The sequence below is a fragment of the Streptomyces sp. NPDC102259 genome, assembly GCF_044766465.1.
Classification (GTDB): Bacteria; Actinomycetota; Actinomycetes; order Streptomycetales; family Streptomycetaceae; genus Streptomyces.
This window is the reverse complement of the sequence record NZ_JBIWMA010000016.1, coordinates 17853-31757: the sequence shown is the minus strand read 5'-3', so window position 1 is coordinate 31757 and position 13905 is coordinate 17853. Positions and strand designations below refer to the sequence as shown.

General features: G+C 72.4%; 12 protein-coding genes. 5 read left to right on the top strand and 7 right to left on the bottom strand.

The genetic code is table 11. The annotated features are described in order from the left end of the window. Positions 1–9: 9 nt before the first annotated feature. Positions 10–741 (bottom strand): MerR family transcriptional regulator, encoded by a 732-nt coding sequence (locus ACIRPU_RS30370; protein WP_384121024.1) that lies wholly within the window; start codon positions 739–741, stop codon positions 10–12. Between the two features lie 140 nt (positions 742–881). Here ACIRPU_RS30370 and ACIRPU_RS30365 point away from each other — a divergent pair, with 140 nt between their 5' ends. Beyond that, the gene (locus tag ACIRPU_RS30365; protein ID WP_403872837.1) at positions 882–1364 is read left to right on the top strand and encodes a macro domain-containing protein; all 483 of its coding nucleotides are present in this window, start codon (positions 882–884) and stop codon (positions 1362–1364) included. 5 nt (positions 1365–1369) lie between these two features. Further along, entirely contained in the window at positions 1370–2344 is a 975-nt protein-coding gene (locus ACIRPU_RS30360; RefSeq protein ID WP_403872835.1) for an adenosine kinase, read from the top strand. A 75-nt stretch (positions 2345–2419) separates the two neighbouring features. Here ACIRPU_RS30360 and ACIRPU_RS30355 read toward each other — a convergent pair whose 3' ends face one another. After that, positions 2420–3913, bottom strand: a complete 1494-nt coding sequence (locus ACIRPU_RS30355; protein ID WP_403872833.1) for a M1 family metallopeptidase — start codon at positions 3911–3913, stop codon at positions 2420–2422. 201 nt (positions 3914–4114) lie between these two features. Between ACIRPU_RS30355 and ACIRPU_RS30350 the strand changes: the two genes are divergently transcribed. After that, positions 4115–6058: a Xaa-Pro dipeptidyl-peptidase gene (locus ACIRPU_RS30350; protein ID WP_403872831.1), complete on the top strand. Its 1944-nt coding sequence runs from the start codon at positions 4115–4117 to the stop codon at positions 6056–6058. A gap of 23 nt (positions 6059–6081) precedes the next feature. Here ACIRPU_RS30350 and ACIRPU_RS30345 read toward each other — a convergent pair whose 3' ends face one another. Further along, entirely contained in the window at positions 6082–7044 is a 963-nt protein-coding gene (locus ACIRPU_RS30345) for an NAD(P)/FAD-dependent oxidoreductase (protein WP_403872829.1), read from the bottom strand. Positions 7045–7139: 95 nt separating this feature from the next. Here ACIRPU_RS30345 and abc-f point away from each other — a divergent pair, with 95 nt between their 5' ends. Further along, entirely contained in the window at positions 7140–8780 is a 1641-nt protein-coding gene (abc-f, locus tag ACIRPU_RS30340; protein ID WP_403872827.1) for a ribosomal protection-like ABC-F family protein, read from the top strand. A gap of 76 nt (positions 8781–8856) precedes the next feature. On the opposite strand, the gene ACIRPU_RS30335 is transcribed toward abc-f, so the two are convergent. From ACIRPU_RS30335 to ACIRPU_RS30325, 3 genes are all read right to left on the bottom strand, one after another. Continuing rightward, a complete protein-coding gene (locus ACIRPU_RS30335) occupies positions 8857–11274 on the bottom strand; it encodes a Tex family protein (protein ID WP_403872825.1) in 2418 nt (805 codons plus the stop codon). Positions 11275–11355: 81 nt separating this feature from the next. Then, positions 11356–11487: an LPFR motif small protein gene (locus ACIRPU_RS30330; RefSeq protein ID WP_252100555.1), complete on the bottom strand. Its 132-nt coding sequence runs from the start codon at positions 11485–11487 to the stop codon at positions 11356–11358. 166 nt (positions 11488–11653) lie between these two features. Then, positions 11654–12403, bottom strand: coding sequence for an enoyl-CoA hydratase/isomerase family protein (locus tag ACIRPU_RS30325; RefSeq protein ID WP_403872822.1), 750 nt, complete (start codon positions 12401–12403; stop codon positions 11654–11656). 346 nt (positions 12404–12749) lie between these two features. On the opposite strand from ACIRPU_RS30325, the gene ACIRPU_RS30320 reads away from it, so the two are divergent. Beyond that, positions 12750–13268: an ATP-binding protein gene (locus ACIRPU_RS30320; protein ID WP_355706270.1), complete on the top strand. Its 519-nt coding sequence runs from the start codon at positions 12750–12752 to the stop codon at positions 13266–13268. A 3-nt stretch (positions 13269–13271) separates the two neighbouring features. Here the strand turns inward: ACIRPU_RS30320 and idi are convergent, their stop codons facing one another. Then, on the bottom strand, positions 13272–13865 hold the full coding sequence (gene idi / locus ACIRPU_RS30315) for an isopentenyl-diphosphate Delta-isomerase (RefSeq protein ID WP_403872820.1): 594 nt from the start codon (positions 13863–13865) through the stop codon (positions 13272–13274). Between the last annotated feature and the right edge of the window lie 40 nt (positions 13866–13905).

Here is a 13905-nt window from a genome sequence, read left to right as displayed (position 1 = left end):
CCCGGGGCCTCACGGGGAGCCGTCCGACGGCGGCTCCCCGAGCCACTCCCGCAGCTCCTCCGTCAGCGACCGCTGGAAGGCCGTCAGCAGGGCCTGGACGACCAGGGGCTGCATGTGCGCCGACAGTGACCTCACCGCCTGCGCGTCGCGCTCCGGCACCTCCTCGCGCAGCAGCCGCGACAGCTCGTGGGCCGCGGCGCGCGCGTGGTCGAGGAGGACGGTCCGGGCCGCGAGGATCGCCTCCGGGGACAGCGGCACGTCCAGGAGCCGCACCCCCAGCCGCAGCAGCCCCGCGTCGACGCGGTAGCCGTCCTGGTCGGCCGGGTCACCGGCGCCGGGGCCCAGCACGCCCATCGCGGCGAGCCGGTCCACGTCCTCCTCGCTGAGCGCCCGCCCGGCCCGCCGCTGGAGTTCCTCCCGCGGCACCGTCTCCACGGCGTCCGGCGCCCACGAGGCCACCACGGCCCGGTGCACGGCGAGGTCATGGGCGTCGAGACCGGGCGGCAGCCGGTCCAGATAGCGTTCGATCGCCGCCAGCGTCAGGCCCTGCCGGCGCAGCTCCTCGATCAGCGCCAGGCGCGCGAGATGCCCGGGACCGTAGTGCCCCACCCGGCGCGGACCGATGACCGGCGGCGGCAGCAGTCCCTTGGTGCCGTAGAAGCGCACCGTGCGTACCGTGACCCCCGCCCGGGCGGCCAGCTCGTCGACCGTGAGGGCCGGCTCCTCGGTCTCGATCGTCATGTGCAGCAGTATCGCTGTCACACCGATGCGGTGAAACCGGCCGGCCCCCGGTGGGACGGACGGAGCTGTCCCGGCCCCCGAAGTAGCAGGTGAGGCAGCAGCCCGGAGCCACTGTCAGTGGCCTCGCCTACGGTGGCGTCATGTCGGAGATCACGTACGTCCGGGGTGACGCCACCGTCCCGTCGGTGAAGGGCGCCAAGGTGATCGCCCATGTCTGCAACGACCTCGGGGGCTGGGGGAAGGGCTTCGTCCTGGCGCTGTCCCGCCGCTGGCCGGAGCCGGAGACCGCCTACCGTGCCTGGCACCGCGAGCGCGCCGCGAACGACTTCGGCCTGGGCGCGCTCCAGCTCGTCCGGGTGAGGCCCGACCTCTGGGTCGCCAACATGATCGGCCAGCGCGGCATGCGTACGGGCAGCAAGGGCGTCCCCGTGCGCTACCCGGCCATCGACACCGCGCTGGCGCGCCTGGCCGACCACGCGATCGAACTCGGCGCGTCGGTGCACATGCCCCGGATAGGCTGCGGTCTGGCCGGCGGCAAGTGGTCCCGAGTCGAACCGCTCGTCACCGAGCGGCTGGTCGGGCGGGGCGTCGCGGTGACGGTGTACGACCACGGGGAGGGGTAGCGCACATGCGCGCCGACGACGAGAACACCGGGAACACGAGCACCGGGAACACGAGCACCGAGCACACCGAGCACGCCGACGGCATCGACGTCCTGGTCCTGGGCGGGGCGGGCGTGGACACGATCGTGTACGTACCGGAGCTGCCGCTTCCGTACGCCGACAGTTACATGATCGACGGCGGGATCCGGGCCCGCGCCGGACAGACCGGGGACTTCGTCGCCCTGGGCCTCGCCGCCCTCGGACTGCGCACCCACCACCTCGACTTCCTGGGCGACGACCCCGAGGGAGACCTGGTCCGCGCCCTGCACCGGGACAAGGGCATCGCCCTCACCGCCGTCCCGCAGCCCGCCGGTACCAAGCGGGCGGTCAACCTGGTCGGCCCGGACGGGCGGCGGCTGTCGTTGTACGACAACAGCCGCGGGCGCCCGGACGACCGCTTTCCCGAGGACACCCTGCGGCGCCTCGCCGCCGCGAGCCGCCACGCGCACGTGTCCATCACCCACCCCTGTGCCGAGGCCCTGCCCGTGCTGCGCGAGGCGGGCGCAGGCATCTCCACGGACCTGCACAACTGGGACGGGGAGAATCCCTACCACGAGGCCTTCGCCTACGAGGCGGACGTCGTCTTCGTCTCCGTGGCCGCCCTGACCGACCCGGAGACGACCATGCGCCGCATCGCCGAGCGCGGTCGCGCCGAGGCGGTCGTCGCCACGGCCGGCGCCAAGGGCGCCTACCTGCTCACCGACGGCGAGCTGACCCATGTCCCGGCCGCCGTCCCGCCCGGTCCGGTGATCGACTCCAACGGCGCGGGGGACGCCTTCGCGTCCGCCTTCCTCTTCGGCCGACTCGCCGGCGAGCCGCCGCACCGGTGCGCCGAGTACGGCGCGCTGGCCGGTGCGTACGCCTGCACGGTGCCGGCCACGGAGAGCGCCGCCCTGTCGCGCGACGCCCTCCTGGCCCGGGCGGCGGCCACCGGCGGGTAGCACCGATCCGGGCCGGAACGCCCCTGCGTCAGGCGGGAGTTCGGAGTGCGGGACGGCCACGGGCGGCGACGAGGCTCAGCGCTCGTGCACGTCGTTCGTCGCCGCGATCTTCTTCCAGGACTTCGGCTGTACGGGAGCGGCCGGCGCCTTCGCGACCGACGCCGTCCGGGCCGTGGGCGCGGCCGGCTTCGCCGGCTGGAACAGCCAGGTGTCGAACAGGGAGCCCAGTACCTTCCCGGAGATCTGCTCGGCGTACTGCTGGAAGTCGACGACGCTCGCGTTGCCGTACGCGTGCTTCTGCGGCCAGCCCTTGAGGACGGCGAAGAAGGCGTCGTCGCCGATCTCGTCGCGCAGCGCCTGGACCGCCAGGGCGCCCCGGTCGTAGACGGCGATGTCGAACTGGTTCGCCGCGCCCGGGTCGCCGGGCTTCACCGTCCAGAACGCGTCGTCGGCCGGGTGCGAGGCGTACACGTAGTCCGCGAGCTCCTGCGTGGTGCCCTCGCCCTCGTGCTCGGACCACAGCCACTGCGCGTACCGGGCGAAACCCTCGTTGAGCCAGATGTCCTTCCACCCGGCCACGGACACGTGGTCACCGTACCACTGGTGGGCCAACTCGTGCACGACGACGGAGACGTTGGAGCCGTTCGCGAACTGCCGGGGGCTGTAGAAGGGCCGGGTCTGCGTCTCCAGCGCGTATCCGGTGTTCGTGTTCGGCACGTACCCGCCGAGCGCGTCGAAGGGATACGGCCCGAAGTACCCGCTGAGCCAGTCGGCGATCTCCCCGGTCCGCTCGATGCTCGCCCGCGCCGCGCCGGCGTTGTCGCCCAGGTCCTTGCTGTAGGCGTTGAGGACCGGGATGCCGCTCTCGGTCGTCCCGGTCGTGAGGTCGAACTTCCCGACGGCGAGGGTGGCCAGATAGGTGGCCTGCGGCTTGCGGGAACGCCAGTTGTAGCGGGTCCAGCCCAGCCGTGAACTCGTCGACTGGAGGGTGCCGTTGGAGATCGCCTGCGAGCCGTCGGGCACCAGCACCGACACGTCGTAGGTGGCCTTGTCGAGCGGGTGGTCGTTGCTGGGGAACCACCACCAGGCCGCCTCGGGCTCGTTGGCGCCGACCCCGCCGTCCGCGGTGCGGTGCCAACTGGTGAAGCCGTACGCCTGCCTCGACGACGGGATCCCGCTGTACCGCACCACGATCGTGACCGTCGCGCCCTTCGCCAGCGCCGTCTTCGGCGTGATCTCCAGCTCGTGCTCGCCCGAGGTCGTGAACGCCGCCACGGCGCCGTTGACCCGCACCTCGCTCACGTCCAGCAGGAAGTCCAGGTCGAACCGGGACAGGTCCTGCGTGGTCTTCGCCAGGATCGTCGCCGTACCCTCCAACTCGTCCGTGGCCGGCTGGTACTTCAGCCGCAGGTCGTAGTGGGAGACGTCGTATCCGCCGTTGCCGTACGCCGGGTAGTAGGGGTCGCCGATGCCCGGGGCGCCGGGGGAGGCGCTCGCGGCCGATGCCGGGATCGCCAGCAGTACGGACGCGGCAGCGAGTGCGCCCGGCGCGATGATTCTGCGGTGCACGAAAGCTCCAAGTCGTCGATTCACGCGGTCTGTTCGGAGCCTATTGACTCCCTGTGTCCCAGGGCCTGCCCACCGCCACCCCTGTCACACGATCGCCATTCGGCCGTCATGGGCAGCCCCTCCGCAGAGGCCTTTTCCGGCCACAGGTGACGCACAGCCGCCCTCTTCTGCGCGGGAGTTGACCCGAGTACCGTCCCGCGCATGTCGACACGCATGCGCTTCACGATCTGGAGACCGCTCGCGACCGCCGCCATCACCCTCCTGGTGGCCGCCTTCCTCACCCCGGCCGCGGCCCACGGCACCCCGCGCGAGAGCCGGCCCGTCTACTCCTACGAGAACGCCGTCCGCGAGGCCGTCTGGGTGGACACCGGACTCGACGGCGACAGCGACGGGAGGACGGACCGCGTCGCCGTCGACATCGTCCGCCCCCGCGAACCCGCCGCACAGGGCCGCAAGGTGCCCGTCATCATGGACGCCAGCCCCTACTACTCCTGCTGCGGACGCGGCAACGAAAGCCAGCGCAAGACGTACGACGCCGCCGGAAACGTCGTCCGGATGCCGCTGTTCTACGACAACTACTTCGTGCCGCGCGGCTACGCCTTCGTCGGCGTCGACCTGGCCTGCACCAACCGCTCCGACGGCTGCGTCGACGTCGGCGGACGCTCCGACATCCAGTCCGCCAAGGCCGTCGTCGACTGGCTGAACGGCCGTGCCAGGGCGTACACCACTCGCACCGGCACCACGACCGCCGAGGCCGGCTGGACCAACGGCAGAACCGGCATGATCGGCAAGAGCTGGGACGGCACCATAGCCAACGGCGTCGCCGCCACCGGCGTGAAGGGCCTGAAGACCATCGTCCCGATCGCCGCCATCTCCTCCTGGTACGACTACTACTTCGCCCAGGGCGCGCCCCTCTATGACTCCGGACCCGACTGGCTCTCCGACTACGTCGACAGCCCCGAAGCCCGCGCCAAGTGCGCCGCCGTCCAGCAAGAGCTCGTCGACGAGGCCCCGCGCACCGGCGACCTGACGTCGCTGTGGACCGAGCGCGACTACGTCCAGGACGCGCGCAAGGTGAAGGCCAGCGTCTTCCTCATCCACGGCCTCCAGGACCTCAACGTCCGCACCAAGCACCTCGGCCAGTGGTGGGACGCCCTCGCGAAGAACGGCGTCGAGCGCAAGATCTGGCTCTCCCAGACCGGCCACGTCGACCCCTTCGACTTCCGCCGCGCCGACTGGGTGGACACCCTGCACCGCTGGTTCGACCACGAACTCCTCGGCTACGACAACGGCGTCGACCGCGAGCCCATGGCCGACATCGAACGCCACCCCGACCAGTGGGTCACCTCCGCCGTCTGGCCGCCGCACGGCACCCGGACCGCCACCCTGCGCCCCTCCGCCGGCGTTCAGCCCGGCGTCGGCGCCCTCGGCCTGCGCAGGAGCACCGGCACCGCATCCTTCACCGACGACCCAAGACTGAGCGAGACCGAGTGGGCCGCGCAGCTCGACACCCCGACCCCCGACAAGGCCGGATTCGTCACCGGGCCTCTCACCCGTGACCTGCGTCTTTCCGGCTCCTCCCAGGTTACCGTCACCGCCACGCCCACCACCGCGACGGCCCATCTCACCGCCGTCCTCGTCGACGTCGGCCCCGACACCATCCGCGACTACGCGGCGAGCGGCGAGGGCATCAGTACCCTCACCGACCGCACCTGCTGGGGCGCGAGCACCACGGGCGACAGCGCCTGCTTCCGGGAGACCGCCGCCAGGACCGCCGACGTCGGCCAGACGGTCGTCAGCCGCGGCTGGGCCGACCTCGGCACCTACGCCGACCCCGGCAAGGGCGTTCCGCTCACCCCGGGCAGGGCGTACACCCTCACCCTCGACCTGGCGGCCACCGACCATGTCGTCCCAGCCGGTCACCGGCTCGCGCTGATCGTCGCGGGCACCGACAGGGACCTCATCGACCCGCCCGCCGACACCCCCACCCTCACCCTGGACCTGTCCCGCACCTCGGCCCGGGTCCCCCTCGTCGGAGGCGCCGACGCCTTCGCCCGCGCCACGTCCAAAGCGGCGGCGGCCACCCCCGACGGCCGGTCCCCGGACGGCGTACGGACACCGCGCCACACGTACCGGATCCCGTAACTCGGGCGCGTACCGCGAGCGGGTCAGGAGGCGGCCGGGAGCACCAGCCCGGCCGCCTCCTCCGCACAGCCCCACGCCACCGTCACGCCCGCCCCGCCGTGCCCGTAGTGGTGCACCACCGTGCGCCCGTCCGGCAGTTCCGCCCGCTCCAGCCGTACCGTGCCCCGGACCGGCCGCAGCCCGACCCGATGCTCCAGGATCCGCGCCCCGGCGACCTCGGGCCGCAGCGCCGCGCAGCGCCGCACGATCGCCTCGGCCACCCTCGGGTCCGGCTCCAGCGACCACACGTCGTCCTGCGCCGTACCGCCCAGCAGCAGCCGCCCGCCGTGCGGGAACAGATAGGCGATCTCGCCGTCCGGGCCGGTGGAGACGAGCCAGGTGTCGACGCCGGGGTTCTCCACGACGACGAGCTGTCCGCGCACCGGTCGCACCGATGGGTCCGCCGCCAGCCGCCCGGCGCCCAGTCCGGTGCAGTTGACGACCACCGGGGCCTCGGCCTCCGCCAGGTCGCTCACCGTGCGCTCCTCGACGGTGCCGCCCGCCCGCAGCAGCCGCTGCCGGAGCCAGGGCAGATAGGTCGACATGTCGATCAGTGGCAGCCGGGCCCGGACGCCGGTGCCCGCGCCGTACTCGTGCGCCGTCGTCCGGCGCAGTCCGGCCAGCCGGCCCGCCGCCCAGCCCTCGACCTCGTCCAGGTCCGTCTCGCCCAGTATCCCGTCGACCAGGCGCACGCCGGTCTCCCCGGGCCGCTCGGCGAGCTGCTCGTAGATCTCCAGCGAGCGCAGCGCCCACGCCCGCGCCGACTCCAGCGGCTCGATGTGGTACGGCCACCACAGCGCGCCGGCCACGGCCGAGGTGGTCCGCTCGACCGGATCGCGCGTCCAGACCCGGACCCGCAGGCCGCGCTCGGCGAGCTCGACGGCCGTCGCCAGCCCGACGACCCCGCCGCCGACCACGACCACATCGCCGTTCCCTCGAGTGTTCACGCCCGGACGTTAACCGACCGCACCGCCGAACAGCGAGATCGCGGGGGAGACCGGCGCGACCGCACCCCCGGACGACCACTAGGATCTACGACCTGATGACTGCCACCCTCGTCGCCAAGAACCTCGCCGCCGGCCACGGCGACCGCTCCCTCTTCTCCGGGCTCGACCTCGTCGTCGCCCCCGGGGACGTGATCGGGCTGGTCGGCGCCAACGGCGCGGGCAAGTCCACCCTGCTGAAGCTGCTCGCCGGGCTCACCGCGCCCGAGCAGGGCGAGCTCAGGCTCTCCCCGCCGACCGCGAGCGTCGGCCATCTGCCCCAGGAACCGGAGCGCCGCCCCGGCGAGAGCGTGCGGGAGTTCCTCGCCCGCCGCACCGGCGTCGCCGAGGCACAGCGCACCATGGACGAGGCCACCCAGGCCCTGGTCGACGGGGCGCCCGGCTCCGACGACGCCTATGCGACGAGCCTCGAGCGCTGGCTCGACCTCGGCGGCGCCGACCTCGACGAGCGCGCCGAGGAGGTCACCGACTCGCTCGGCCTCGGAGTCGGCCTCGACCAGCCGATGACCTCCCTGTCCGGCGGTCAGGCCGCCCGCGCGGGCCTCGCCTCCCTCCTGCTCTCGCGCTACGACGTCTTCCTCCTCGACGAGCCGACCAACGACCTCGATCTCGACGGCCTGGAGCGCCTGGAACGCTTCGTGAAGGGTCTGCGCGCCGGGACCGTCGTCGTCAGTCACGACCGCGAGTTCCTCACCCGCACGGTCACCAAGGTCCTCGAACTCGACCTCGCCCAGCAGCAGATCAACCTCTACGGCGGCGGCTACGACGCCTACCTGGAGGAGCGGGACGTGGCCCGCAGGCACGCCCGCGAGGACTTCGAGGAGTACTCCGACAAGAGGGCGGCCCTCCAGGACCGCGCGCAGACGCAGCGCTCCTGGATGGACAAGGGCGTGAAGAACGCGCGTCGCAAGGCGAGCAACGACAACGACAAGATCGGCCGCAAGTTCCGCAGCGAGGCCAGCGAGAAGCAGGCCGCGAAGGCCCGGCAGACCCAGCGCATGATCGAGCGCCTCGAGACCGTCGAGGAGCCGCGCAAGGAGTGGGAGCTGCGCATGGAGATCGCGTCCGCGCCACGCTCCGGCGCGGTCGTCGCGACCCTGCGCGAGGCCGAGGTACGGCGCGGTGACTTCCGCTTCGGGCCGGTGTCCCTACAGATCGACTGGGCCGACCGGGTCGCGGTCACCGGCGCGAACGGCGCGGGCAAGTCGACCCTCCTGGGCGCGCTCCTCGGCCGTGTCCCGCTGGACGCCGGTCAGGCCACGCTGGGCTCGGGCGTCCTGGTCGGCGAGGTCGATCAGGCACGGCAGCTGTTCTACGGCTCCGAGTCCCTGCTGGACGCGTTCCGCGTGGCCGTACCCGACACCGAACCGGCCGAGGTGCGCACCCTGCTGGCCAAGTTCGGCCTGAAGTCGGACCACGTCACGCGTTCGGCGGCCACCCTGTCGCCCGGCGAGCGCACCCGCGCGGCGCTCGCGCTGCTCCAGGGGCGGGGCGTCAACCTCCTCGTCCTCGACGAGCCGACGAACCACCTCGACCTCCCGGCCATCGAGCAGCTGGAGTCGGCCCTGGACGCCTACGAGGGCACGCTGCTCCTGGTCACCCACGACCGGCGCATGCTGGACGCGGTCCAGGTCACGCGCCGCCTGGAGGTCGCGGACGGCAAGGTGACCGAGCGCTAGGACACCCGACGCGGGTCCCGGTCCCGCGAGGGCTGCCGGGGCCCGGCAGGCCGGACCCCGGCGTCGTGCGCCCCGCTCAGCGCTTGCCCTTCTTGGGGTCGACGAGGCCCGCTCGGCGCAGTGCGTCGGCCATCGCGCTGTTGCCCGGAGGGGGAGACTGGCGCGAACCGCCACCACCGCCCCCGCCCCCGCCTCCGCCGCGCTGGCCGCCCTGCTGCTGCCGCTGCTGCGGCGGGCGCCCGCCGCCCCGCTGGGGGCGGCCCCCGCCGGAGGACTGGCCCTGACCGCCTTGCGGGGCCGCCTCGTCGTCCAGCCGGAGCGTCAGCGAGATCCGCTTGCGCGGGATGTCGATGTCGAGGACCTTCACCTTGACGATGTCACCGGGCTTGACGACGTCCCTGGGGTCCTTGACGAACGTCTTCGACAGCGCGGACACGTGCGCCAGACCGTCCTGGTGGACGCCGATGTCGATGAACGCCCCGAAGGCCGCCACGTTCGTCACGACCCCCTCCAGGACCATTCCGGAGGACAGGTCGGAGATCTTCTCCACGCCCTCCTTGAAGGTGGCCGTCTTGAAGGCGGGCCGCGGGTCGCGCCCGGGCTTCTCCAGCTCCTTGAGGATGTCCGTGACGGTCGGCAGACCGAACGTCTCGTCCACGAACTCCGTCGGCCGCAGCGAGCGCAGAACACCCGTGTTGCCGATGAGGGACGCCACCTCCTGGCCGGAGGTCTTCACCATGCGCCGCACCACCGGGTACGCCTCCGGGTGGACGCTGGAGGCGTCCAGGGGGTCGCTGCCGCCGCGGATGCGCAGGAAGCCCGCGCACTGCTCGTACGCCTTCGGACCGAGCCGGGCCACCTTCTTCAGCTCGGCACGTGAGGTGAAGGGCCCGTTGGCGTCCCGGTGCGCCACGATGTTCTCGGCGAGTCCGGTGGAGATGCCCGACACCCGTGAGAGGAGCCGCGCCGAGGCGGTGTTGACGTCCACGCCCACGCCGTTCACGCAGTCCTCGACCACCGCGTCCAGCGAACGCGACAGCTTCACCTCGGACAGGTCGTGCTGGTACTGGCCGACGCCGATCGACTTCGGGTCGATCTTCACCAGCTCGGCGAGCGGATCCTGGAGCCGGCGCGCGATCGACACGGCGCCGCGCAGCGACACGTCCATGTCGGGCAGCTCCTGGGAGGCGAAGGCGGAGGCCGAGTACACGGACGCGCCCGCCTCGGACACCATCACCTTGGTGAGCTTCAGCTCCGGGTGCCTGGTGATGAGTTCACCGGCGAGCTTGTCGGTCTCGCGGGAGGCCGTGCCGTTGCCGATGGCGATCAGGTCGACCGTGTGCTCCTCGGCCAGCCGCGCGAGCTTGGCGATCGCCTCGTCCCACTTGTTCGCCGGGACGTGCGGATAGATCACGTCCGTGGCGACCACCTTGCCGGTCGCGTCGACGACGGCGACCTTGACGCCCGTGCGGAAGCCGGGGTCCAGGCCCAGCGTCGCGCGTGTGCCGGCCGGGGCGGCGAGCAGCAGGTCGCGCAGGTTGGCGGCGAAGACGTCGACGGCCTCGTCCTCGGCGGTCGTGCGCAGCCGCAGCCGCAGATCGATGCCGAGGTGGACGAGGAGGCGGGTGCGCCAGGCCCAGCGGACCGTGTCCGTCAGCCATTTGTCACCGGGACGGCCCCGGTCGGCGATGGCGAACCGGCTCGCGACGATCCCCTCGTAGGACGAGGGACCGGGCTGCTCGGAGGGCTCCTCCGGCTCCAGGACGAGGTCGAGGACCTCCTCCTTCTCGCCGCGCAGCATCGCCAGGACGCGGTGCGAGGGCAGTGCGGTGAACGGCTCGGCGAAGTCGAAGTAGTCGGCGAACTTCGCGCCCGCCTCCTCCTTGCCCTCGCGCACCTTGGCGGCGAGCCGCCCGCGTGCCCACATGCGCTCGCGCAGCTCGCCGATCAGGTCGGCGTCCTCCGAGAACCGCTCGGTGAGGATCGCCCGCGCGCCGTCCAGCGCGGCCTGCGGATCGGCGACGCCCTTGTCGGCGTCGACGAACGCGGCGGCCGCCGCGAGCGGATCGACCGTCGGGTCACCGAGCAGCCCCTCGGCGAGCGGTTCGAGGCCGGCCTCGCGCGCGATCTGCGCCTTGGTGCGCCGCTTGGGCTTGTACGGCAGGTAGATGTCCTCCAGCCGCGCCTTCGTCTCGGCGCCGAGGATCTGCGCCTCGAGCGCGTCGGTGAGCTTGCCCTGCTCGCGCACCGACTCCAGGATCGCCGTCCGCCGCTCCTCCAGCTCCCGCAGATAGCGCAGCCGCTCCTCGAGCGTGCGCAGCTGCGCGTCGTCGAGCATCTCGGTCGCTTCCTTGCGGTAGCGGGCGATGAAAGGCACCGTCGAGCCGCCGTCGAGCAGCTCCACGGCGGCCTTCACCTGCCGCTGCCGTACGCCGAGTTCTTCGGCGATCCTGCCTTCGATGGACCCTGATTCGATGGACCCGGGTGTCGTCACGATCCCGTACCGCCTTCTCCACTGAGGTTGCGCGGCAATTGTGGCAGGTGACACCGACACTCGGGGATCAGGGCGCGGTCGTCAGGCCCTGCGGCTCCTGGTCGAGCCCGAGGCCCCGCCGAAGAGCCGGGCCAGCGCCCGGAAGGGCAGCGTCACCACGGTGGCGATGGCGCCACCGATCTGCCGCAGTACGTCTGCGATCGCACGGAACACGAGCTTCCCCTTTCGTCGCCCGGCCGCTGTGGCCGAGGTGATCCGGGTACCTCGAGATCGTCGGATCATGCTGACGAGTCGTCGCGGGAAGGGTCGGGGACGTCGCCGCCCCGCATCCCGCCCGCGCGCAACCATCCCCCCGGCGAGCTGCGGGCCCGCGGCCGGTTCACCCTGACGTGGTCCAGGTGAAGCGCGGCTCCCGGCGCTCCAGGAACGCGGCGACGCCCTCCGCGGTGTCGCCGCTGCCGCGCGCCTGCGCGCTCCAGTGGGCGTCCCGGTCCTCGCGGCCGTTCGCGAACTCCTTCGCGGCGGCCTGCGTCAGCTGCGAGCGGGACACCAGCACGCGGGTGAACTCCGCGACGCGCGCTTCGAGTCCGTCGACGGGCAGCACCTCGTCGACCAGGCCCGTGCGCAGCGCCCGCTCGGTGTCGATCAACTCGCCGGAGAACAGCAGGTACTTGGCGGTGGCCGGGCCCACCAGGGAGACCAGGCGCCGGGTGGCGGTGGACGCGTAGACGATCCCGAGCTTGGCCGGCGTCACCCCGAACCGCGCGCCCTCCTCGGCGAACCGCAGGTCGCAGGCCGCGGCGAGCTGGGCGCCCCCGCCGACGCAGTGCCCCCGGATCGCCGCCAGGGTCGGCTTCGGGAACGCCGCCAAGGCCTCCTCGGCACGGACCGCCAGCTCCTGCGCCTCCTCCGCCGACTTCTGGAGGGTGGAGATGTCGGCCCCCGCGCAGAAGGTGCCGCCCGCCCCGGTCAGCACGAGCGCCCGCACCGCCGGGTCCGCGGCCAGGGTGTCGAGCAACGGGGGCAGCGCCGCCCACATCGCGGCCGTCATGGCGTTGCGCTTCGCCGGGTGGTGCAGGACGACGGTGGCGACCGCGTCGGTGACGCCGTGCAGCAGATCGGGCTCCATGGTCCGGATGCTAACCACCGGCTCGTCCGCATGATCGGGGCGGCCGGTGTGAGAGGCGCGACACCGGCGGCAAGGGGAACCGGAGCGATCCGAAGTGCACCGAAGTGCACCGAAGACAGCCGGAACGGCCGAAGGGGAGGAGTGGCGCCGCGGAACCCGTACAACCCGAAGAGTGCGCGAAGTCGGCGGGGATACGACAGAAACGGTCCTGAGGTCGACTTCGTCATCCGGGACCGGTCGGAAACGTTCGATAACTGCTGACTTCTGTTCAGTCATCCGGAGCGAGCGCCTCGATACCAACACTTCACGTGTGGTGACAATCGAGCGCGAGGGTGGCGACCGGACGATGGACGATCAAGGGTGCGGGCCCGACCCACGCCCGGAGGGCGCCCCGGGCGAACCCTCCGCATCCTCTGCGGACGCCGAGCCCCGGCCGCTGCCCTACGAAGGCGTCTGGCGGTTCACCGCGTCCGCCGTGGACGCCTCGGTCCCGCAGGCGCGGCACGCCGTGCGGGACCTGCTCCACCGCCAGGGGGTGCCGGTCTCCGACGACCTGGCACACGGCATCCTGCTGATCGTCTCCGAGCTGGTGACCAACGCCGTCCGGCACGCCGCGGTGCTGTCGCCGGTGCTCGCGGTGGAGGTGGCCGTCGGGGCCGAGTGGGTGCGGGTGTCGGTGGAGGACAACCACCCCTACCGCCCGACCGCCCTGGAGGCCGACCACGGCCGCACGGGCGGCCGCGGACTGATCCTGGTGCGGGAGATCACCAGGGAGGCGGGCGGGGTCTGCGACGTCGAGCACACGTCGGGCGGCGGCAAGGTGATCTGGGCCGCCCTGCCGCTCAAGCCCGTGCGGGTGCCCTGAGGCTCACCAGCCGGCCGACGGTCCCGTCAGCTCCCTGACCGCCGGACGCGCCGCGTCCAGCACGGTCATGAACCAGGAGGAGAACGTGCCCCCTGCGTGCCGGTCCGTCAGCTCGGCGGGCGTCACGAAGGCCGTGTCGCCGACCTCCTCCGCGTCCGGCCGCAGCGGGGACTGCACCAGCCCGACGAACAGGTGGTTGTACTCCTGTTCCACCAGACCTGACTCCGGGTCCGGGTGGTTGTAGCGGACCGTGCCGGCCTCGGCGAGCAGCGAGGGGGAGACTCCGAGCTCCTCGAAGGTGCGCCGCGCGGCCGCCGCGAACGGCGCCTCGCCGGGGTAGGGGTGACCGCAGCAGGTGTTGGACCACACACCGGGGGAGTGGTACTTGCCGAGCGCCCGCTGCTGGAGCAGCAGCCGGCCCCGCTCGTCGAAGAGGAACACGGAGAACGCGCGGTGCAGCTGCCCCGGCGGCTGATGGGCGGCCAGCTTCTCCGCGGTGCCGATCGTGACGCCGTTCTCGTCGACCAGCTCCAGCAAGATCGCGTCCGCGGTGCCGTTCGACGACGTGTGTGTCGCGGTGGCAGGTGTGATCGGCATACCCATCCTTAACATCGGTCCTCGCGTCCCCAGTCTGCCG